This window comes from Corynebacterium sp. 122RC1 (genome assembly GCF_024580955.1).
Taxonomy (GTDB): domain Bacteria; phylum Actinomycetota; class Actinomycetes; order Mycobacteriales; family Mycobacteriaceae; genus Corynebacterium; species Corynebacterium kozikiae.
The window spans coordinates 49,895-70,155 of record NZ_JANIKD010000004.1 but is presented as its reverse complement, the minus strand read 5'-3'; the positions used below and the strand labels follow the sequence as shown (position 1 = coordinate 70,155).

Annotated in this window: 20 protein-coding genes; 12 read left to right on the top strand and 8 right to left on the bottom strand. The window is 60.7% G+C overall.

The window, feature by feature from the left end:
• Window positions 1-9 precede the first annotated feature (9 nt).
• Window positions 10-525, top strand: a complete 516-nt coding sequence (gene purE / locus NQ050_RS03095) for a 5-(carboxyamino)imidazole ribonucleotide mutase (RefSeq protein WP_257037806.1) — start codon at window positions 10-12, stop codon at window positions 523-525.
• A gap of 20 nt (window positions 526-545) precedes the next feature.
• Here the strand turns inward: purE and NQ050_RS03090 are convergent, their stop codons facing one another.
• The 5 genes from NQ050_RS03090 to NQ050_RS03070 all read right to left on the bottom strand — a co-directional run bounded on the left by NQ050_RS03090 (window position 546) and on the right by NQ050_RS03070 (window position 5,250).
• Window positions 546-872, bottom strand: a complete 327-nt coding sequence (locus tag NQ050_RS03090; RefSeq protein ID WP_373456398.1) for a hypothetical protein — start codon at window positions 870-872, stop codon at window positions 546-548.
• Between the two features lie 146 nt (window positions 873-1,018).
• The gene (locus NQ050_RS03085; RefSeq protein WP_257037805.1) at window positions 1,019-1,855 is read right to left on the bottom strand and encodes a carbohydrate ABC transporter permease; all 837 of its coding nucleotides are present in this window, start codon (window positions 1,853-1,855) and stop codon (window positions 1,019-1,021) included.
• A gap of 5 nt (window positions 1,856-1,860) precedes the next feature.
• Window positions 1,861-2,919: a carbohydrate ABC transporter permease gene (locus NQ050_RS03080; protein WP_257037804.1), complete on the bottom strand. Its 1,059-nt coding sequence runs from the start codon at window positions 2,917-2,919 to the stop codon at window positions 1,861-1,863.
• A 118-nt stretch (window positions 2,920-3,037) separates the two neighbouring features.
• A complete protein-coding gene (locus tag NQ050_RS03075) occupies window positions 3,038-4,279 on the bottom strand; it encodes an ABC transporter substrate-binding protein (protein ID WP_257037803.1) in 1,242 nt (413 codons plus the stop codon).
• A gap of 302 nt (window positions 4,280-4,581) precedes the next feature.
• Window positions 4,582-5,250, bottom strand: coding sequence for a TIGR03089 family protein (locus tag NQ050_RS03070; protein WP_257037802.1), 669 nt, complete (start codon window positions 5,248-5,250; stop codon window positions 4,582-4,584).
• Window positions 5,251-5,519: 269 nt separating this feature from the next.
• On the opposite strand from NQ050_RS03070, the gene NQ050_RS03065 reads away from it, so the two are divergent.
• Window positions 5,520-5,798: a hypothetical protein gene (locus tag NQ050_RS03065; protein WP_257037801.1), complete on the top strand. Its 279-nt coding sequence runs from the start codon at window positions 5,520-5,522 to the stop codon at window positions 5,796-5,798.
• A 427-nt stretch (window positions 5,799-6,225) separates the two neighbouring features.
• Here the strand turns inward: NQ050_RS03065 and NQ050_RS03060 are convergent, their stop codons facing one another.
• Window positions 6,226-7,797 (bottom strand): LCP family protein, encoded by a 1,572-nt coding sequence (locus tag NQ050_RS03060; protein WP_257037800.1) that lies wholly within the window; start codon window positions 7,795-7,797, stop codon window positions 6,226-6,228.
• 244 nt (window positions 7,798-8,041) lie between these two features.
• On the opposite strand from NQ050_RS03060, the gene NQ050_RS03055 reads away from it, so the two are divergent.
• From NQ050_RS03055 to NQ050_RS03045, 3 genes are all read left to right on the top strand, one after another.
• On the top strand, window positions 8,042-8,932 hold the full coding sequence (locus NQ050_RS03055; RefSeq protein WP_257037799.1) for a glycosyltransferase family 2 protein: 891 nt from the start codon (window positions 8,042-8,044) through the stop codon (window positions 8,930-8,932).
• A 240-nt stretch (window positions 8,933-9,172) separates the two neighbouring features.
• Window positions 9,173-10,312 (top strand): NDP-sugar synthase, encoded by a 1,140-nt coding sequence (locus NQ050_RS03050; RefSeq protein ID WP_257037798.1) that lies wholly within the window; start codon window positions 9,173-9,175, stop codon window positions 10,310-10,312.
• 458 nt (window positions 10,313-10,770) lie between these two features.
• On the top strand, window positions 10,771-11,091 hold the full coding sequence (locus tag NQ050_RS03045; protein ID WP_306428433.1) for a WhiB family transcriptional regulator: 321 nt from the start codon (window positions 10,771-10,773) through the stop codon (window positions 11,089-11,091).
• Window positions 11,092-11,203: 112 nt separating this feature from the next.
• Here the strand turns inward: NQ050_RS03045 and NQ050_RS03040 are convergent, their stop codons facing one another.
• Window positions 11,204-11,656 (bottom strand): metallopeptidase family protein, encoded by a 453-nt coding sequence (locus tag NQ050_RS03040; RefSeq protein ID WP_257037797.1) that lies wholly within the window; start codon window positions 11,654-11,656, stop codon window positions 11,204-11,206.
• Between the two features lie 98 nt (window positions 11,657-11,754).
• Between NQ050_RS03040 and NQ050_RS03035 the strand changes: the two genes are divergently transcribed.
• From NQ050_RS03035 to manA, 4 genes are all read left to right on the top strand, one after another.
• Window positions 11,755-12,156, top strand: a complete 402-nt coding sequence (locus NQ050_RS03035; RefSeq protein WP_257037796.1) for a DUF3499 domain-containing protein — start codon at window positions 11,755-11,757, stop codon at window positions 12,154-12,156.
• A gap of 204 nt (window positions 12,157-12,360) precedes the next feature.
• A complete protein-coding gene (locus NQ050_RS03030; protein ID WP_257037795.1) occupies window positions 12,361-13,737 on the top strand; it encodes a phosphomannomutase/phosphoglucomutase in 1,377 nt (458 codons plus the stop codon).
• Between the two features lie 92 nt (window positions 13,738-13,829).
• Window positions 13,830-14,942 carry a hypothetical protein gene (locus NQ050_RS03025; RefSeq protein WP_257037794.1) on the top strand — a complete coding sequence of 371 codons (1,113 nt, stop codon included), beginning with the start codon at window positions 13,830-13,832 and terminating at the stop codon, window positions 14,940-14,942.
• Between the two features lie 100 nt (window positions 14,943-15,042).
• Window positions 15,043-16,302, top strand: a complete 1,260-nt coding sequence (manA, locus tag NQ050_RS03020; protein WP_257037793.1) for a mannose-6-phosphate isomerase, class I — start codon at window positions 15,043-15,045, stop codon at window positions 16,300-16,302.
• A gap of 65 nt (window positions 16,303-16,367) precedes the next feature.
• Here manA and NQ050_RS03015 read toward each other — a convergent pair whose 3' ends face one another.
• Entirely contained in the window at window positions 16,368-17,189 is an 822-nt protein-coding gene (locus tag NQ050_RS03015) for a hypothetical protein (protein ID WP_257037792.1), read from the bottom strand.
• A gap of 318 nt (window positions 17,190-17,507) precedes the next feature.
• Between NQ050_RS03015 and NQ050_RS03010 the strand changes: the two genes are divergently transcribed.
• From NQ050_RS03010 to NQ050_RS03000, 3 genes are all read left to right on the top strand, one after another.
• Window positions 17,508-17,858, top strand: a complete 351-nt coding sequence (locus tag NQ050_RS03010; protein ID WP_257037791.1) for a DUF4259 domain-containing protein — start codon at window positions 17,508-17,510, stop codon at window positions 17,856-17,858.
• 151 nt (window positions 17,859-18,009) lie between these two features.
• A complete protein-coding gene (ahcY, locus tag NQ050_RS03005; protein WP_257037790.1) occupies window positions 18,010-19,479 on the top strand; it encodes an adenosylhomocysteinase in 1,470 nt (489 codons plus the stop codon).
• Between the two features lie 120 nt (window positions 19,480-19,599).
• Complete coding sequence (locus tag NQ050_RS03000) at window positions 19,600-20,217, top strand: dTMP kinase (protein ID WP_257037789.1); 618 nt, start codon at window positions 19,600-19,602, stop codon at window positions 20,215-20,217.
• Window positions 20,218-20,261 lie beyond the last annotated feature (44 nt).

The following is a 20,261-nucleotide window of genomic DNA, read 5'->3' as shown; positions in this document are numbered from 1 at the left end:
AAGGAAGCGATGAACGCAGCAAACAACGGCCCCTTGGTTGGCCTCATCATGGGTTCGGACTCCGATTGGCCCACCGTGGAACCCGCGGCAGAAGTCCTGGCGGAGTTCGGCATCCCCTTTGAGGTGGGCGTGGTTTCCGCACACCGCACGCCGGAAAAGATGCTCTCCTACGCACAAAATGCGCACACCCGCGGCCTCAAGGCGATCATCGCTTGCGCAGGCGGCGCCGCTCACCTTCCCGGCATGGTGGCTGCGGCAACCCCACTTCCCGTGATCGGTGTACCGCGTGCCCTGAAAGAGCTCGACGGCATGGACTCCCTGCTCTCCATCGTGCAAATGCCAGGTGGCGTTCCCGTTGCAACCGTGTCCATCGGTGGTGCCAAGAACGCCGGCCTGCTCGCCGTGCGAATTCTTTCCGCTGGTGACGCCACCCTGGTGCAAAAGATGGTGGACTACCAAGAAACGATGCGCAAGGAAGTAGAGGCCAAAGACGAGGCCCTTCGCAACAAACTGCTTGGGGAGTAGCAGGCAACGCTGCCCACGGGTCACAGGGTGAAAAGCGAGCGCTTCAACTCCCCGGAACCGGTACCGGTATCGGCACCGGTATCGGTATTGGGGCTTTTCCACGCCCGCCACAGCGCCACCGTTGCGATCACCAACACCAGCGCGAGCAGCGCGGGCCACAGGGCGGGCTCAGGCTGCAACAGGTTCATGGTTGCTTGAACCACGGACATAAACGCGAAAAACGCCACGAACCCCAAGATGGCGTCTTTCACCAGGGACTCACGCTGCTGCTGAGGCCCCGAGGGTGTAGGCGCCGGTGCCGGTTTAGGTGTTGGGTTTGGGGCAGGATGGTGTTCGGCGGGGTCCATGGCACTCATGGGCACCATCGTAATCAAAGCCTGTAATCAAAGCCTGTAATCAAAGCCCGTAACCGCCGAAACTCCTCTGAGCCCGCCCCGCACTCACAGCAGCGCTCACAGAAGCGCTTACTCCCCGTAGCGCGCAGCCACGCGGGCTAGGACTTCACGCCGCCCGCGGTCAGGCCAGAGACGATGCGCCGCTGGAAGATGAGCACCATGATTATGAGGGGGATCGTCACCAACGCGCCCGCCGCCATCGTGGCTGCGTAGGGGTATTCAAAGGAACTTGGGCCACTGAAGCGGGCAATTGCAACCGTGACCGGCTCGGTGGCGGTTGTGGAAAGCTGCCGGGCCAGCATGAACTCGTTCCAGGTGGCGATGAACGCCAGAATCGCGGTGGTAAACAGCGCCGGCGCGGCAAGTGGCAGCAGCACCAGACGGAACGCCTGGCCCCTGGTGGCGCCGTCCACGCGGGCTGCCTCCTCAAGCTCCCAAGGCAGTTGCCGGAAGAATGACACCAAGGTGTAGATGGTCAGCGGTAGCGCAAAGGAAATGTTCGGGATGATCAGTGCACGGTAGGTGCCAATCCATCCGAGGTCACCGAACAGTTGGAACAGCGGCGTCACCAGCGCAATTCCTGGGAACATGGAGGCTGCCAGGATGATGCCGGTTACAAAACCCTTGCCGCGGAACTCCATCCGCGCCAGTGCGTAGGCGGTGAACACACCAACCAGCACCGCAATAGTGGTGGTGGCCAGGCCAATGATTAGCGAGTTCGCGATGGCCTGCAGGAAGTTGTTTCCCTTATCCGTGGCCATCGCGTCACGGAAGTTCTCCAGGGTTACATGGGTGGGCCACAGCGTGGTGTCAAAGGTGTAGGCCTTGTCCCGTAGCGCGGTGATCACCATCCAATAGAACGGGGCAAGGCCCCACACCATGATCAGCACCACGCCGAGGTAGTTTGCAATACTGCTGCGCAGTTTCGAGCTCATCGCCGTCACCGTGCCCCTTCTGCTTGCGGAAGGGAGGAACGCTGCCGACGTCGCCACGCCTTCTTTTCCTCACGGCGCTGCCGCGAGCCTGAGACATCAGCGCCCAGGAATCGGATCATGATAAAGGCCACGGCGAAGATCAGTAGGAAGATCAGGGTTGATAAAGCCGAGGCGGAGTTGAAGTTGTTTTGGCGCATGTCCTCCACCACGAGCTGGGAAATGGTGGCCGTGGGGGAGTTGGAGGAGGAGGAAATCATGATGACCGGGAGGTCATACATGCGCAGGGCGTCTAGGGTGCGGAACAGGATCGCCACCATCAACGCGGGCTTGACCAGCGGCATTGTGATGAGGCGGAACTGCTGCAGGGTGGAGGCACCGTCCACGCGGGCGGCCTCGTACACATCCTTGGGGATCATTTGCAGGCCAGCCAGGATGAGTAGCGCCATGAATGGGGTGGTCTTCCAGACGTCGGCGATCACCACGGCGAAGCGCGCCGCCCAGGGGTCGGTGGTCCAGCGGATCGGCTCACCCAGCAGGGAGTTGATGATTCCGCGGTCAGCAAAGATGAATTGCCAGAGCTTTGCCGTCACCGCGGTGGGGATCGCCCAAGGGATCAGCACGGAGGCGCGCAGCAGGGCGCGGCCGCGGAACTCACGGTTCATCACCAGCGCCATCGCCATACCCAGCACAATCTCCAGGCTCACGGTAACTACAGTGAAGAACACGGTGTTGCCCATCGCCGGCCAGAAGTCGGTGGACAGCACGCCCGGAGGGCAGGTGCCGACGGTACCCGATGGCGTCATACACCGTTGGGTAAGCCAGTACAGGTAGTGCTGCAAACCGGCGAACCCGCCCTCGGTGAACATACCCGTGGTGGGGTCTAGGCCCTTGTTTGCTTTGAAGGAGAGGTAGATGGCGCGCACAATCGGGTAGCCAATGACCACTGCCAGCACCGCAAGCGCTGGGGTGATGAGCAGGGCGGCGTTGCGAGCCTGCTTTCGCCGAGCGTGTACGGCGGACTTCCTGGCCGATTGTGCGGCGAGTTGTTCGGCTGAGTGCGCCATCTTGATTCCTTACGTGTTGTGCCCACCGAACAGCCGCAACGCCCCAGCAAGAGTGGGGCGTGGCGACGTCGGTACGGATTCCTACTGCTTCCTACTGCAGTGTTCCCAAGCGTTGGGCCTATCCTGCGGCGTTTTGGATGGCTGCCTTCATGTCTGCGGTGGCGTCGTCTACAGACTTGGTGCCGTTGATCGCAGCGTAGGCGTTATCCTGCACAGCCTTGGAAATTGCAGGGTAGAAGGGGCTCACTGGGCGAGGTGCCGCGTTCTCCAGGGAGGTCTTCAGCGCAGGCAGGTAAGGGTACTTCTCTACCAGGGTTTCGTCATCGTAGATGGAGGCGAGCACTGGTGGGAAAGAGTTGTCCGCGAACCAGGTCTGGTTCTCCTCGTTCACGATGAACTCAATGAAGTCACGTGCCGTGGCCTTGTAGGGGGAGTTGATGTTGATGCCGTTGTTGTAGCCACCCAGGGTGGAAACGCCCACACCGTTTTGACCAACCAGTGGGGTGACCTCAAAGTTGTCCTTCACCGCGGAAGAATCCTCACCGGCGTTGGTGAACATGTATGGCCAGTTGATGGCGTATGCGGTCTCGCCACCCACGAAGGCAAGGTTGGTCTCCTCCTCAGTTGCAGAGGTGGAGGATGCAGAGATGGTGCCGTCGGAGTACGCATCCACCAGGGCCTGCAGGCCGGCCTTCGCCTCAGCGGAGTCCACGGCAGGCGCGCCGGAGTCATCGAGGATGTGACCGCCGAAGCCCTCAATGAAGCCGGCGGTGTTCACTGTGAGGCCCTCGTACTGCTTCAGCTGCAGGGTGAGGCAGTCCACGTTGGCTGCTTCTGCGGCCTCACAGCTTGCCACCAGGGCATTCCAGTCCGCAGGTGCCTCCGGGATGATGGCGGTGTTGCGGAAGAGCAACTGACCGTTGGTGTTTTGCGGCAGCGCGTAGAGGGTGCCGTTGTAGGTGGCGGAATCCACGGTGGGCTGCAGCAGATGAGAGGTGTCCACGGCGAGGTCACCGGTGAGCGGAGCAAGCCACTGGTTGGCGGCAAAGTCGGCGGTCCACACCACGTCCAGGGCCATCACGTCATAGTCTGCGTTTCCTGCCTGCAGGGACTGCACCAAGGTTTCGCGCTGGTCATCGGCCTCGCCGGCGAGCTCGTGGAGAGTCACCTGCTCATCTGGGTGCTCCTCATTCCAGCGCTCAATCACGGGAATCAGCTTGTCCGTATCATTCTTGCCCATAGCAAAAGTGATTGGGCCGCGGTCCGAGGCGCCTTCGCTAGCCTGGCTGGCATCCGCGCTGCCCCCACTCTGGGAGGAGCTATCGCTGGAACAACCGGCGAGCGCGAGCGCGCCAATCATCAAAGAGGCCGCAACCTTCTTCACACCGGAAATGTGTGATGAAGATGCAGTTGAGTTGCTGAAGAAAAGCGGGCGGGTACGCATCTGGACGTGGGCCTTTCTCTAGGGGACCAAAGGTGAGCGCACAAAGCTGTGCGCCGTGCTGCGCGCATGCGCTTCTGGGACGTGCACAGTTTTGGGACGTGCACGGTCCAGTATCTGCAGTATCTGCAGTATCTACCGCGCAGTGTGCACCTAAACCTAGTGACCTAAAACGCAATCGGGTAGACCCTGTGACTTGAGTTACCCACAAATGGGGGCGCTTAAGAAGCGGTGTGGGTGACTTTTTCCGATTCCCCAATGTGTGCCAGCCGCTGCGCGCTCACCAAGCCGGACACCACCACGGCCGAGCCACCCGCCGCGATTGGGCTCAGAACTTGGGCAAACAGCTCCTCAATACTGTTCCATCCCGTGGAAAGCACTCTTGGTGCCGGCCCCCAGGCAGATGCTGGTACGAGCTCGCGTAGATGAGGGGTGGGCTCAAAGAATTGGTCCCCAAACATTCGCACGGTGGGCCCAAAATCAATGAAGCCATCGGGGAGTTGCCCGCCGGTCTCCGCCACCCCACGTCCGAAGGGATCCTCGCTTACCACCACGACGTCACTTTCCTCATGGATCTGCTCGTGTTCTGGTGCAACAAACCACACTGCAGCACCCGAAGGATCCTCAAGCTCACCGGGGCTTTTCACATTCACCCCAGCCGCCAGCGCCCCGAGCACAATTGCCACGGCCTGCCAGGTGGAGGGGAGATCTAGTACCACGGTGTCCCCGGGGTTGAGGTCCAACTCGTCACGGAACATGTTGGCCACCTTGGCGGCCCAGTTGTCCAGGGTCGTTGCGGAAAAATCGAGCCTGGCCCCGGTTCGCTCGTTATAAGCGCTCAAGCGCGGGGCGGCGGGGTCCTGTGCCAAAAGTTCAGCGAGGAGTTCCATGCCCGCCCATTGTAGGCGCGCTCATTCCTTTGCGCCGGAAGGCCCAGCATTACCGACGAGCCCAAGGTCCCACATGCTCACACGAGCGGGGCCCGTGGCGGGAGGGAGCTGGCAAGTGCAGTCATTTCCCATTTCCGGGAAAGATCGTTCTTTTGGAACCCGTCCACTGGCGTACATCAAGTGCAAGGTGAATTTTGAAATTATTGTGTGAGTAACGGAACCGATCAGTAAGGCGCTGCAAACGTTTACTAGGGGATTTAGAGATACCTATGATCTACGTATTTCTTGGCGCAACAGTTGCCCTGTTCATTGCCCTATGCATGTTAGCGGTGGGCTACGTTGTCCGCGTTTTAACTGGATGGAAAGTGGTCACGCCAAGCCGTCTCCTTGCCATGATGGCCCTACTGGCGCCAGTTTTTCTGATTTATGATGTACTCAGCGATAGGTCATGCAATGGTTTCTACAATTATGCGGTCAGTGGCTATTTGATTATTGCGGTTGTTATTAGTCTCTCATGGTCCAGAGCTGCCGCAGCCACTAGGGATTAATTGCTTAAGGCTCAGCAGGTGAAGCGTAAGCCTACCCAGCTCTCTTCTATAGCTATTTGTAAAGGTAGTGTCGGCCCGGCTCCTAGCCTCCCAGCCTTCTAGCCGACGATCCATTTCCACCTTCAGCACGCCATCAGCCAGCAGCTGAAGTACCCTAGGGGGCATTCCAGAGTGAATGCCCTAACTTCCATAATTTCTGGGGCTGATTCAACTTGGATTCAACTTGGGGCGAGTAACGGGAAATCGGGGCCGCATTCATCCTTGCGGAAGCGGGTACTTTTCCAGCCGGACTGGCCCCGTTGTTGAGTTAGTGATGGCGGCGGTGTGCCGGAATTGCGTTTGAAGGTCGGCCGCTCGCCCGAAGGTGAGCTTATCCGGGTGAATGGGTGAGTGCCGTTTGGGCTATGACGGGCCAGGAGTCAGGAGGCTAGTTCACGCAGCGTGGACCCGTGCCGCCGGCATTGATCTCGGGGGACACGATCGCCTCGCCCGCGTCGGCACCCGGCTGGCCGATGGTCTCCTCGGTGCTCCCGGTATCAGTTGCGCTTTGGCCGTTGATGATGGGCTCCACCCCATATTCGGTGGGGCCGGCGTAGTCGGCGGCGGTGATCACCATGATGGTGCGCTCGTCCAGGGAGCTGTTCTCCACCACTGGCAAGCCCAGGAACTCTGCGATCCGGCGGGCTTCCTCGCTGTTGGCGTTGGCGGCCACAACTTGGGAGGAGATGTAGGAGCCGTTGTTGGCGTTGCCCACCTCAATGATGTTCTCGCCGTTTTGGCTCAAGGCGGCGGCAACAGCGGAGGCCAGACCGTCAATGCCGGAAGCGTTGAGCACGGTGACGTCGCTCGCGAACTGCGGTGCCTGGGTGGAAGTCTCAGCCGCATCCCCCGTCCCCGTGCCAAGAAGCTGCTCAAAGAAGGTGTGCACCTCATTTTGGTTAATGGTCACCACGGATTCGCCGTAGTCGCCCACACCGTCGATGGAGGTCACGGGGATGGTGTTGAAGGTGACGTTGCCACCGGCCAAGTTTTGCAATTGGGTGGCAAAGGCCATGATGTCCCAGCCTTCGTCGATGATCACTGAACGTTCCACCGCCTGGCCCATCTCATTGAGTTTGGAGGGGTTCGTCAGGGTGCCGGAAGAGAGTACGGAGTTCACCAGGGACGCCATGTACGCCTGCTGGCGCACAATGCGGTCCAGGTCGCCGCGGGGCAGGCCGTGGCGCTGGCGCACAAAACTCAGCGCCTGGGAGCCGTTGAGGGTCTGCACACCGGCGGCAAAGTCCGCGCCCGAGAACTCGTCCTGGGTTGCCTCGTTCAAACACACCTCAACGCCACCCACAGCATCGGTGAGAAGCACAAACCCCAACAGGCCAACCTCGGCGTAGTGGTCCACGGTGATGCCGGACAGCGTAGAAATCTGTTCAATGAGTGCCTGGCGGCCAGCCTCTCGGGCACGCAATTCCAGGGTGGTCTGATCAGTCACGCCCTGTTCAGTGAGTGCCAAAGTTTCCGCGTCTTTGTGTGCCTTGAACACGCCGTTGATCTTCATGTTGCCGTATTCGGCGTCATGAATATAGGTATCGCGCGGAATGGAAATGGCGGTGGCAGAGGAGCCGTCGTTTGGCACGCGGATCACCATGAGGGTGTCTGTGTTGTCATTCTCCTCGTCGCCTGCGTTGAGCATCGCCAGCTCTTCTTGGGAAAGTGGGTTGCCGTGCGCGTCGGCACGCGAGTCCGAGCCCACGAGCAGGATGTCCACGGCGCCGTCGGCGGGCTGCTTCATCCCTTGATCCCCGCCGAGCGCCAGGTTGCCCGCGGAGGCCACGGTGTTCCCGAGCTGACCCACCGTGTAGTACCCCAAGGCGGACACGGTCAGGCAGGCAGCGGAAAGCAAGGCCACCGTAGCCTTCACGCCTTTGTGCCCCATTTGGGTAGTCTGTGGCCCGAGTTGTGGGGGTGCCTGAATATCACGCGTGCGTCGGTACCGATCAGTCATGCTCGTTGGGGAATCCTTGCTTGGCAAAAATGAACCACGGGTGTGGAAATGCGAAATGCTGCACTTAAAAATAGCGCTCCGCCTTGAAAAAGTCTCCCTTCAGTATGCACCAAGAATCTGCGCTGCATGCGTACTGCAGAGGTAGGGCGCAGTGGTTTGTACGAATGCTTCGCGCCATGGCTCGGGGCAGGGGTGGTGCTTCCAGCGCGTGGCGTGGGCAAGAAAGCCCCAGGGTGGCCGTAACATGGCGAACGTGAACAAGCCACTTGCCGTGATTACCGTGACCTATTCCCCAGGTGAGCACCTGGACACGTTCCTTTCCAGCCTGCGTACCGCAACCAGCGCTGGCACCGTGGTCATCCTTGCGGACAACGGCTCAACCGACGGCGTGCCCGAGCAAGCCGCCAAAGATCACGAACATGTGGAGTTCTTCCCAACCGGCGGAAACGTGGGCTACGGCACCGCGATCAACCGCGCCGTGCGCCACCTTCAGGCGCGCCGGGAGGCGGGGGAGATCAGGGGAGACTACTTCCTATTTGCCAACCCAGATGTGGAGTTTGGCAAGGGCAGTATCGACGCGCTCATCACCGCACTCAACGACGCTGAGCAGGCGGCTTGCGCGGGCCCGTACATCGCGCAAGAAGACGGCAGCCCGTACCCTTCGGCGCGAGCGGTGCCGACGCTGCGCAATGGCATCGGCCATGCACTGTTCGGGCAGGTGTGGCCAAGCAATCCCTGGACCAAGGCCTACAAGGATGACGCCGACATGACCCAGCAACGCCCCGCGGGCTGGCTTTCCGGCTCCTGCCTGCTGGTGCGCTGGGATGCATTCGAGCAGGTGGGCGGCTTTGACGAGCGCTACTTCATGTATATGGAGGACGTTGACCTTGGGGACCGCTTTGGCCGTGCCGACTGGCAAAACCTGTTCTGCCCGCAGGCGGTGATAAGCCACGAGGTGGGCCACGCCGCCGGCAAGGTTCCCGAGCGGATGCTGCCCGCGCACCACGCCTCCGCGTACCGATTCCTGGCGGATCGCCACCCCGCAGCGTGGCAGGCGCCGCTGCGCGTGGCGCTGAAAGTGGGCCTTGGCTTGCGGGCTCGGGTTGCCGTTGCGGCGGCGCGGAGGAAGAAGTAGGAGAAGGTTTAGCCGGACTGGGGCGGGGGTGGGGATCAGCCGCTGCCCGGAGAGGCCGGAGAGGCCGGACAAATCTGCTGCAAAGCTGAGGCAATTTTGAGGCAATTTTGGGGCAATTCTGGGGCACAGAACCCCTCTGCCGTGGCGCGGCGTGTATACGTTTGGGCCATTGGCCAGATAGATTAAGTGGCAAATCGAGTTTTCGAGACTGAAGTTTGATCCTGAAGGAGTGCTCAAGGAATGTCTGCTGGGCAATTTGTGGCCCTTGGCGCGAGCGCAAATAGCGTGCCAAACGTGCCAAGCGTGCATGGTGCAACCACTGACGCAGTGATTTTGGTTGGTGGCAAGGGCACACGCCTGCGCCCACTGACGGTATCCACCCCAAAGCCAATGCTGCCTACGGCTGGCGTGCCGTTCCTCTCTCACCTGCTGGCACGCATCCAGGCTGCGGGTATTCAGCATGTGGTGCTGGGAACCTCCTTCAAGGCGGAGGTGTTTGAGGCCTACTTCGGAACCGGCGAGCAGTTCGGCCTGGAGATTGACTATGTGGTGGAGGAGCACCCGCTGGGCACCGGCGGTGGCATCCGAAACGTGTACGAGAAGCTGCGCGCAGAAACCGTGATGGTGTTCAACGGCGACGTCCTGGGCGGCACTGATCTGGGCGGCATTTTGGATTACCACCATGAAAAGGATGCCGACGTCACCATGCACCTCGTGCGCGTGGCGGACCCCCGGGCCTTCGGCTGCGTGCCAACGGACGCCGATGGTCGCGTGAGCGCCTTCTTGGAAAAGACCGAGGACCCGCCAACCAACCAGATCAACGCTGGTTGCTATGTGTTCAAGCGTGAGCTGATCGCGGAAATCCCCGCGGGGCGCCCTGTTTCCGTGGAGCGTGAAACCTTCCCACAACTGCTGGAAGATGGCCGCAAGGTGTACGGCTACGTGGATAATGCTTACTGGCGTGACATGGGAACCCCGCAGGACTTTATCCGTGGTTCTTCGGACCTGGTGCGCGGTATTGCGCCTTCACCGCTGCTGTCCGGCATGACCGGTGAGGCCTTGGTGGACTCCACTGCGGCAGTACGAGATGGCGCACTGCTGTTCGGTGGCACCGTGGTGGGCCGCGGTTCGGAGATCGGCGCGGGTGCCAGGTTGGATGACACCGTGGTGTTTGACGGTGTGACCATTGAGCCGGGTGCGGTGATCGCGGACTCCATCATTTCCTCGGGTGCGCGGATCGGCGCAAACGCTGTGGTTTCCGGCTGCATTATCGGCGAAGGCGCCGTGGTGGGCGCGCGTTGCGAGCTGCGTGATGGCATGCGTGTGTGGCCCGGTGTAATGATTCCGGATAACGGCATTCGTTTCAGTTCTGACGCCTAGCACGCGCCCATTCCCGGGGTGGTGCATGACACGCTGCTCTCAGTTTTTCTGATGGGTTTCAGCTTCAATACCGCCCCTATGGTGCTCAATCGGGAAAAGGGCACAATATCTAGTACCCCCGTGGCATGCCCCCGCCGCGGGGGTTCTGTGACTGTTGTGACTTGTCAATGTGTTGAACTGGGAAAATAAAATTTTCTGGCTATTAATCCTGTCTTCAGGTTGACGTGATCTTGTGTTGGCGTGTTGAATCGCAAGTGTGTAATTCGCTGCGTGGGACGCGCGGCGAAGGAATATTGATAGAAGTTTTGAACGTATGCCGCACTGGCAATCCGCGCTTGAAGCTCCGGCATGATGGGCCTTTCCTGATTCACACCTTTGGCCTTGAATCACCTGCTGGCGTATCTGGTGGGATGAAAAGCACCTATCGCGTATGGAGTGCTTTTTGAAGTGTTGGCCCAATGAAAGAAGAGGAGGGTGGCGTGGAAGAAATCGCTGGCAATGCCGCGCCTCAAGCTCGTGCAACGCGTGAGCTGACCCTCGACGACATCTTTGGTGTTGTTGAGCAAGAGTGGCAGGAGCAGGCCCTCTGTGCTCAAACTGATCCCGAGGCATTCTTCCCGGAAAAGGGTGGTTCCACCCGCGAGGCAAAGCGGATCTGCAAGGCCTGCGCCGTGCGCGATGAGTGCCTGGAGTATGCACTCGAGCACGACGAGCGCTTTGGTATCTGGGGTGGCCTTTCCGAGCGTGAGCGCCGCCGCCTGAAGCGAGACATTATCTAAAGGGTCAAAGGCGGCCGCGGAAACATTCCGGTTGGCACTGAAGTAAGCCCCAGAAAAAAGCGCCCTAAGCGGATTCCATGAGAACCGCAGGGCGCTTTCCTTATTGAATTGCTCAGGGTGCGTAGTTGGGATCAATGTCCTCCGGGCGCACGTTAAGGTAATTGGCTACTAGGGACGTGAGTACTTTAGTGAGCAGCTCTTGGCGGTCCAGAGCGTTTTGTGCCCGCTGTTCGATGGGCATCCGGAAGAGCACAATCCGGGCTCGGGTTGGCCGCCCCGAAGGGTCAATGCCCGCAGGGATCACACGGCCAAGCGGGATGGGACCGTCCGCGGTGATCTCGTCCGGGAGTTGGTCGTGGATGCTCAGCCGCATCCTGGGAACGGTGTCCACTGCGATGTCGAGCTGCCCGAGCTGGCGGCCAAAGCGCTGTTGGAGTGGTGCGTATGCTTCCAATACGGCCGCGTCGAAACTCTCTCGCCGCGTGCGGTAGCGGGGGACCTGTGTGGGGATGAGTGGCCCCCGAACGCCTCTTCCGTGACGATTCCGATTGGGGCGAATGTGCATAGTGACCAGCCTAAAGCCTGGCGGGAACCGCAAGCGGCTCCCGCGCCGAGAAAACTCCCACTACCTAAACCTCAACTTGGGGTCTAGACTCTACTTCCGTGAATCACTTTCGACGTTGCTCCCGTCCCGGCTGCGGCAAACCCGCAGTGGCAACTTTGACCTACGCATACCAGCAGTCCGTGGCTGTGGTTGGCCCCCTCGCCGCCAGCACGGACCCGCATAGCTGGGACCTCTGTGCCCACCACTCACAGCGCATCACCGCCCCCCTTGGCTGGGAATTGCTCCGCGTGGATGCCATCGAAGAGGACGATGAAGACCTCACCGCACTGGCCGAAGCTGTGCGTGAGGCTGGCCGCACTACCACCGGCCTGGTGGAAAACCCCAGTACCCAGCCCCCGGTTTTCCCGGAACCCAATCATCCGGTATTCCGCACGGACCGCAAAGAGGCCCGTCGCGCCCACCTGCGTGTGGTGCCAAGCCCTGAGGATGACGCGAACTAGGAGCGAATGAGCTTCACATCCGGGCCCAATCCTTGACCGCCGTGGCTGCCCTGTGCAACCGTTGGCGGTTTTCGGCGTTGGTGCGCGTACAATGCCCTGAGGAAGAATTCGAGCAAGCCCAGCAGGTGCTCACCTGCACTGACTAAGTGGTCTTTCTCAGTGGTCTTTTTGGTTCGAATGTTGCTCGAAAGAAAGGGAAACTCCATGCGTACTCGCGAGCAGGTTGCTCAGATCATCAAGGCGTATGACGTCCGCGGGATCGTCGGCGAGCAGATTGATGAGGTATTCATCAAAGACACCGGCGCCGCATTCGGCCACCTGATGCGCCAGGAAGGTGCAAGCCAGATCGTGATCGGCTACGACATGCGGCCTTCTTCACCCAGCCTGGCGGCCGCGTTTGCGGAAGGCGCCACGGAGCAAGGTGTGGACGTCGTGATGCTTGGCCTGACCAGCACTGATGAGCTGTACTACGCCTCCGGCGTGATGGACTGCCCAGGTGCCATGTTCACCGCCAGCCACAACCCCGCCGAGTACAACGGCATCAAGATGTGCCGCTCCGGCGCTCGCCCGGTGGGGCAGGAGACGGGGCTCGGCACGATCATTGACTTCCTCGTGGAGGGCGTGCCGCAGTACGACGGCACCCAGGGCAGCATTTCGAACCGCGATGTCCTGGCGGATTACGGTGCATACCTGCGTGAACTTGTGAACCTTTCCAACATCCGCCCACTGAAGGTGGCTGTGGACGCCGCCAACGGCATGGCTGGCCACACCGTGGAAGAGGTATTCCGCGGGCTGCCGCTGGAAATTGAGCCTCTGTACTTTGAGCTCGACGGCACCTTCCCCAACCACGAGGCCAATCCACTGGACCCGAAGAACCTCGTGGACCTGCAAGAGTTCACCCCAAAGGTGGGCGCAGACATTGGGCTTGCCTTTGATGGCGACGCCGACCGCTGCTTCGTCGTTGATGAGCGCGGCGAGCCCGTGAGCCCCTCCGCGATCTGCGGCATTGTGGCCAAGCGCTACCTCGCCGCACGCCCTGGTTCTACCATCATCCACAACCTCATCACCTCCAAGGCTGTGCCGGAGATTATTGAGGAAAACGGCGGCACCGCAGTGCGTACCCGCGTGGGCCACTCCTTCATCAAGGCGCAGATGGCACAGACCGGTGCTGTGTTTGGTGGCGAGCACTCCGCGCACTATTACTTTTCCGAGTTCTTTAACGCGGATTCCGGCATCCTGGCAGCCATGCACGTGCTGGCAGCACTGGGTGAGCAGGATCAGCCGCTGTCCGTGATGATGGGGGAGTACACCCGCTACGCTGCTTCGGGCGAGATCAACTCGGTACTCGCCAGTGCAGAGGCGCAGAAGGAACGTACGCAGGCAGTGCTGGACGCCTTCGCTGAGCGCACTGAATCAGTGGATCATTTGGACGGTGTGACGGTGGAGCTCAAGGGCACCCCGGCGTGGTTCAATGTTCGCGCCTCCAACACCGAACCTCTACTGCGCCTCAACGTTGAGGCACCAACCCAGGAAGAGGTGGATGCTTTGGTGCAGGAGATTCTGGGGATCATTCGCGCTTAGGTGCGGTTTCCTGCCAAGTGCTCGAACGAACGTTCGAAAGTTTGTGGGTTTGGTGCGGCGGTGCGTCGGGGTGGCTCACTACAATGGCCACCATGGCTCGCACTGAAAGCACAGAAAGTACTGAAAGTACAGACAGCACGGATAGTTGGGACGATGGCAGCCGCTACTCCCCGGAGGCAGTGCGCTTCTTCGACATTGCCCATGAGGGAGCGCAACTGCGTAATGTGGCCGAGCAGCTTCAGCATGGGCTGTTTGAGCGAGTAGGTGTGCAGCCACGCAGCTTGGTGGTAGTGGCTGGTGACCATATTTCCCACACCGCCGCCCGTCTGGGCGCTGCTTTGCAGGCGCCCTACGCCTTTCCGGTAGTGGTGGCAAAACAGATCCCGCGCTATGTGAGTGCGCTGGATGTGGTGCTGGTGGTCACGGAACGCCGGCAATTCGAGCGCCTAGCTAATGAGATCTCGGTCGCTGCGAACAAAGGTGTTCCCGTAGTGCTCGCCGCAGGTGGGGAGGGGCCCTTGCAAAACGACGCCCCCGCCTCCGTAATTACCGTTCCGCCACTGCCCGCAGTCCAAGGTCCGAGCCCCGCGCGCGTGGTAGCGCTTGTGCATGTGCTTGCACAGTGCTTCACCCAAGAAAGCAGCTTGATTGCAGAGGCATTGAGCCGTGCTGCGGAGGAAGTGGACGATGAGCTGTTGAAATGCTCACCGGAACGTGACATATTGGTGAATCCCGCGCGCCAGCTTGCAGAGGCTGCTATGCGGCATTCGATGCTGCAAACCGGCGTTGGGCAGGACCCTTCTGCGCCTTATGATCCGGACAACGCCGCTGGGGTGACCAGCGCAATAGCGGAATTGATGGCCACACTTTGGTCCGCCCAAGGCGTACTGAGTAGCTACTTGGAGCACGACACCCTGCAAGCAAGCATGCGAGAGCTGGATCGAAGGTACCGGGAAAGGGGCCGGAATGGCACGGAACGCGATGTCTTTTATGACCCCTTCATTGACGGTGATGCAGGCCCTACATCTGGGGATGGGGCCGGCACTAGTACAGCACCGGCGGCATTGCCGCTGAAAGTGTTGGTATGGGGCGATCCCACCGTGGCGGACCCTGTTGCCCAAGAAGGAGTGGCGCTGCGCAATCTAGACTTGGCTGCCACGCTCCGTTTGGTGACCCGCGGATTCGCAGCGAGTGCCTTCTTTTAGCAATTACATATAAGCTCTATTGGGAAAATGGCGGCCTACGGCAGACGCTGAGGCTGGCCAGGGCTTACAAGGCCCAAACGTGAGGAACCAAAGGATACAAATGCAACTGCTCACCCCGATTGCCCAGTACTACCCTTGGGGTTCGCGGACACTGATCCCGCAAATGCGCCAGGGTCAGCCCTCCGCCGCTGGCAACGCCAGCGAACAACCCAACGGGGTAGTTGCAGAAAATCTGAGTGGTGAAAAGCCAATCGCAGAGCTGTGGTACGGCGCCCACCCCGGTGGGCCATCCCGCACCCCAGGCGCTCAGCAGGAAACCTTGGCGGTACTCATTGATGCTGATCCGATGCAGCAATTAGGTGCCCCGGTGATTGATGCCTATGGCGAGCGCCTTCCGTTCCTCCTGAAACTGCTGGCCGCTGACCAGCCGCTATCTCTTCAAGCGCATCCATCGTTGGAGCAGGCGAAAGAAGGATTTGAACGAGACAACGCCGCTGGCATTCCGCTAGGTGCTGCCAATAGGAACTACAAAGACAACAACCATAAGCCGGAACTCATCGTGGCGCTCACCGAGTTCCACGCCATGGCTGGTTTCCGCCCATTGGCGAAAACCCGAAAGCTGTTCGCGGCGCTGGGCTGCACGGGATTGGATCGCTCGCTCTCCCTACTCAGCGACGACCCCGCCGCGGAATCCGAAAACCTCCGGGCCCTGTTCACCACCTGGATCTCCATCCCACAACCGGCGCGAGTGGAGCTCATCAACTCCGTAGTGGAGTGCGCACAGGCGGTGCTGAGCGGCGCTGAAGCTGGAACGGATGTTGCTGATCAGCAGGCCGTTGAGGAATGGATGCTGGTGACACTACGCAACATTGTGGAGCTGGCCGAACGCTACCCAGGTGACATGGGAGTCCTCGGCGCGCTGCTGCTGAACCACGTGGTACTGCAGCCCGGTGAGGCCACCTACCTAGACGCCGGCAACCTGCACGCCTACGTCCGCGGCCTCGGCGTGGAAATCATGGCGAACTCAGACAACGTTCTCCGCGGCGGCCTGACCTCCAAGCACGTGGACGTCCCCGAACTCGTCCGCGTATTGCGCTTTGAATCCATTGAGGACCCCAAAATCCAACCCCACGGCGGCGTGTACCCCATCCCCATCAAGGAATTCGCGTTGGAAAAGCGCGCCATCAACGGGGAAACCACCGTGGAACACCACGGGCCAACTATCCTCTTGGTCACGAGCGGCGAAGTAGAAATCGATGGTCAAACGCTCAGGCCTACCGACGCCGCCTGGGTAGCAGCCAACGAGGCAGCAGTGCGGGTGCAGGGCGAAGGCGAAATCTTCATCGCCACCGTCGGTTAGTACGTCAGTTCAGTAACAGGAACTGGTCGGAGGGGGTTTGAGCCAACTCCCCCTCACATTCCCACTTACGCTTCTGCGCCAATTCCAATTCCAGTTCCAGCACTGGGGGAGGTTGGATTAGCTGGATTAGCTGGATCAACTGGTTCGCTCACCGGTTCCGCGGGGTCAGTGGGTGCATCGGGATCGCCGGGGACAAGTGGAAGATCCGGCTCATCAATCGGTGCAGTAATTGGTGGCTCAGTGGGATCCGTAGGCGTTGGCCCAACAGGCCCAACAGGGTCAGTGGGCTCAGGGAGACCGGTGGTTGGGGGAGTAGTCGGTTCCGGGTCACCTGGATTTGTGGGATCCACTGGCGTAGGTGTCGGAGGCGTGCCCGGTGGGGAAGGTTGCGGCGGATTGTTCTCAGGCGAAGTTGGCTCGTTGCCCCACGTCGGTGTGGTTGGGCGATTTCCAGCGCCCTGAGTGCCCGAAGAGTTTGCAGAACTCGAACCTGGAACCGGAGCCGGCGCTGGCCCCGGAACCGGAGTAGACGCAGTAACTAGCGGGATCCCTGTTTCCGCCTGCGTGCCTGAAGCAGTGGAGCGGCTGCGCGGCGTCGTAAAGCCGGAGGAGAAACCTGCAGCTCCTGGCCAGGTTGAGTACAACTGCGCATTGTCTTCGGCGCGTGCTGCAGAATCCGTTGCGCGGCGAGCGGAGTTGCGCTGCGCCGGCTGCGCGGGGTCTTGCGTGGAAGTGATCGCCGGGCCCGCATCCACCGTAGGAGCCGGTGGCTGCAGCGTGTAGCGCCATACCAGCATGCCGACGAGGAGCGCTACGGTGCACCCGGCGGCGACGAACAGGAGGAGTCGGCGCGCCTGTGGGGGCTCAGCCGGACGATGCGGACGCATGAGATTTCCTCCTGAGTGGCCTTCAAAAACACCATCACATTTTGATCACAAATCGGACACAATTCTCTCAGTAGTAGCGACGCTATCACACAACTACACCTCCTGGCACTGGTCACGGCGCATTCACGGCGCATTCGAGGGTGACAAAGTGGGATACCGGCGCGCCCGGTGGGACTTGGCTTGAGCAAGTAATCACAAAGGATCTGCATGCGTTCTGCAGATTTTGCGGGTATGAAAGTGAAGTATCAGCCTGAAAAATGAAATCGACTGAAACGTGAATGCCCCGTAGCACTCCGCAAGGAAAGGAACACCGGACGAATGAGCGGCTGGGACACCGAAATCTTTACTGAGGAAGCCAATACAGACTTCCTGGAGGAGCTGCTTTCCCTGGAAGCAGAAGACATCGTGGAATCCGTGCGTGATGCGTGCCTGCTCGCACAGGACCCCACCGCGGGGGAAACGGACAAACTGAATGCGCTGGCCGCTGCAACAATCGCGGCTATCTGGTCCGGCGCCCCGTACACCTCTGGGGAAATTGTGGATGAGTATCCATTCATCAGGGAGCTCAGTGGGCAAGCCGACGAAACCTTGCGGGAACTCGCCTCCGGGGTGTTGGAGCAGGCGGAGACTGAAGAGGACCTGGATCCCTTCCTGGAGGCGTTGAGCTAGCCGTTCCTCGGGTGTCAGCCGTGGCTGCCGTGGCGGCTGTGGCGTTCGGTGTGTCCGGCGCGTGCGGTGTGTGCGATAGACTCTAAAACCAGCTATCCAGCAATACGGCCAACCGCCTATCCAGCTTTTCCCCAAGGAGTACACCTTCACCATGGCAGCATCCTCTGACCTGACCCCGCAGACCGCACCTTTGGCCTTTAAGGTCGCAGACCTCAGCCTCGCGGAGGCAGGCCGCCACCAGATTCGTTTGGCTGAATATGAGATGCCGGGTCTGATGCAGTTGCGTGAGGAGTACAAGGATGAGCAGCCGCTGCGCGGCGCCCGCATTGCTGGCTCCATCCACATGACGGTGCAGACCGCCGTCCTCATTGAAACGCTGGTTGCCTTGGGCGCTGAGGTGCGTTGGGCTTCCTGCAACATCTTCTCCACCCAGGACGAGGCAGCCGCTGCCGTTGTGGTGGGCAAGGAAGGCACCCCAGAGGATCCGCAGGGTGTGCCGGTGTTCGCCTGGAAGGGCGAGACCTTGGATGAGTACTGGTGGTGCATCAACCAGATCTTTAGCTGGGGCGAAGGCGTGCTGCCAAATATGATCCTGGATGACGGCGGTGACGCCACCATGGCCGTCATCCGCGGCCGCGAGTTTGAGCAGGCCGGCGTGGTTCCACCCGTGCAAGACGGTGATTCGGACGAGTACCAGGCGTTCCTCAACATGCTGCGCGGCGTTCTGGCGGAGGAGGGCCCCAAGTGGGATGCCATCGCCCAGGAGGTGAAGGGCGTGACTGAGGAAACCACCACCGGTGTCCACCGCCTGTACCACTTCGCCGAAGAAGGCGTGCTGCCTTTCCCCGCGATGAACGTCAATGATGCGGTGACCAAGTCCAAGTTCGACAACAAGTACGGCACGCGTCACTCACTGATCGACGGCATCAACCGCGCAACAGACATGCTCATGGGTGGCAAGAATGTGTTGATCTGCGGATATGGTGACGTCGGAAAGGGCTGCGCCGAGGCCATGGCCGGTCAGGGCGCGCGAGTGAAGGTCACAGAAGCAGACCCCATTAACGCGCTGCAGGCACTCATGGACGGCTTCCCGGTGGTCACCGTGGAGCAGGCGATCGCGGACGCGGACATCGTGATCACCGCAACCGGAAACATGGGCATCATCACCTTTGAGCACATGCTTGAGATGAAGGACCACGCGGTGCTCGGCAACATCGGCCACTTTGACAATGAGATCGACATGGCCTCGCTGCTCCACCGCACCGACGTCTCCCGCACCACCATCAAGCCGCAGGTAGACGAGTTCACCTTGCCGAACGGCCGCGCGATCATCGTGCTTTCGGAGGGCCGCCTGCTCAACCTGGGCAACGCCACTGGCCACCCCTCCTTCGTAATGTCCACCTCCTTCGCGGACCAGACCATCGCACAGATCGAGCTGTTCCAAAACGACGGCCGCTACAGCAATGAGGTGTACCGCCTGCCCAAGATCCTCGACGAGAAGGTTGCCCGCATTCACGTGGAGGCACTCGGCGGCAACATCACCGAGCTCACCAAGGAGCAGGCAGAGTACATCGGCGTGGACGTAGCCGGCCCGTACAAGCCAGAGCACTACCGCTACTAGAGCGGGGTAGGGCTTCCGGCAGTAATTTCCCGACGCCCCCGAGACCCGAGTCCCAAGGCCCAAGTGTGGGGCGGGGAAGCGGAGGGGGCGTTCAGGTAGCGAAGTGGAAGGATTAGGCGCGTGATCATTGCGATCGAGGGGATCGACGGCGCGGGGAAAAACACCCTCATGGGGGCTATCCGCGAGGCGCTCCATGCGAGCGTGCTGGCGTTCCCGCGCTACCAAGAATCGGTGCACGCGCAACTTGCCAGCAAAGCGCTGTATGGCCAGATGGGTGACCTCATCGATTCCGCATACGCCATGGCAACCCTGTTCGCCCTCGACCGCGCAGATGCCGCCCAACAGGTCCGCGCATACCAAGCCAGCCCCACGGAGCACCTCCTGCTGGACCGCTACGTTGCCTCCAACGTGGCCTACAGCGTGGCCCGTACACAGGATCCGGCGATGCAGCAGTGGGTGGAGGAGCTGGAGTTCTCCACCCTCGGCGTACCCACCCCTGACCTGCAGGTATTCCTGGCCACCCCGCCTGAGTTGGCCATGGAGCGCGCGGCGCACCGTGCAAAACTGGACGCAACGAGGGAAAAAGACGCCTACGAGCAAAGCAGCAGCCTCCAACACCGCGTGGACCAGGCGTTCCACGCGCTTGCGGAAAGTGGGTGGGTTTCCCCTTGGATCGTGGTGGAGCCAAGTGATACACCGGCGGACGTTGTGCGCCGTGTGCAGCACCATCTGTCCTAGCAGTTCGGTAGCATTGCGGGTGTAGTGCTGCCGTTTTTCGGCGG

Excerpts from the sequence above, each read along its gene's own strand:
- purE (WP_257037806.1), top strand. The coding sequence starts at position 10 with ATGAACGCAGCAAACAACGGCCCCTTGGTTGGCCTCATCATGGGTTCG.
- NQ050_RS03090 (WP_373456398.1), bottom strand. The coding sequence starts at position 872 with ATGGACCCCGCCGAACACCATCCTGCCCCAAACCCAACACCTAAACCG.
- NQ050_RS03085 (WP_257037805.1), bottom strand. The coding sequence starts at position 1,855 with ATGAGCTCGAAACTGCGCAGCAGTATTGCAAACTACCTCGGCGTGGTG.
- NQ050_RS03080 (WP_257037804.1), bottom strand. The coding sequence starts at position 2,919 with ATGGCGCACTCAGCCGAACAACTCGCCGCACAATCGGCCAGGAAGTCC.
- NQ050_RS03075 (WP_257037803.1), bottom strand. The coding sequence starts at position 4,279 with ATGATTGGCGCGCTCGCGCTCGCCGGTTGTTCCAGCGATAGCTCCTCC.
- NQ050_RS03070 (WP_257037802.1), bottom strand. The coding sequence starts at position 5,250 with ATGGAACTCCTCGCTGAACTTTTGGCACAGGACCCCGCCGCCCCGCGC.
- NQ050_RS03065 (WP_257037801.1), top strand. The coding sequence starts at position 5,520 with ATGATCTACGTATTTCTTGGCGCAACAGTTGCCCTGTTCATTGCCCTA.
- NQ050_RS03060 (WP_257037800.1), bottom strand. The coding sequence starts at position 7,797 with ATGACTGATCGGTACCGACGCACGCGTGATATTCAGGCACCCCCACAA.
- NQ050_RS03055 (WP_257037799.1), top strand. The coding sequence starts at position 8,042 with ATGGCGAACGTGAACAAGCCACTTGCCGTGATTACCGTGACCTATTCC.
- NQ050_RS03050 (WP_257037798.1), top strand. The coding sequence starts at position 9,173 with ATGTCTGCTGGGCAATTTGTGGCCCTTGGCGCGAGCGCAAATAGCGTG.
- NQ050_RS03045 (WP_306428433.1), top strand. The coding sequence starts at position 10,771 with ATGAAAGAAGAGGAGGGTGGCGTGGAAGAAATCGCTGGCAATGCCGCG.
- NQ050_RS03040 (WP_257037797.1), bottom strand. The coding sequence starts at position 11,656 with ATGCACATTCGCCCCAATCGGAATCGTCACGGAAGAGGCGTTCGGGGG.
- NQ050_RS03030 (WP_257037795.1), top strand. The coding sequence starts at position 12,361 with ATGCGTACTCGCGAGCAGGTTGCTCAGATCATCAAGGCGTATGACGTC.
- NQ050_RS03025 (WP_257037794.1), top strand. The coding sequence starts at position 13,830 with ATGGCTCGCACTGAAAGCACAGAAAGTACTGAAAGTACAGACAGCACG.
- manA (WP_257037793.1), top strand. The coding sequence starts at position 15,043 with ATGCAACTGCTCACCCCGATTGCCCAGTACTACCCTTGGGGTTCGCGG.
- NQ050_RS03015 (WP_257037792.1), bottom strand. The coding sequence starts at position 17,189 with ATGCGTCCGCATCGTCCGGCTGAGCCCCCACAGGCGCGCCGACTCCTC.
- NQ050_RS03010 (WP_257037791.1), top strand. The coding sequence starts at position 17,508 with ATGAGCGGCTGGGACACCGAAATCTTTACTGAGGAAGCCAATACAGAC.
- ahcY (WP_257037790.1), top strand. The coding sequence starts at position 18,010 with ATGGCAGCATCCTCTGACCTGACCCCGCAGACCGCACCTTTGGCCTTT.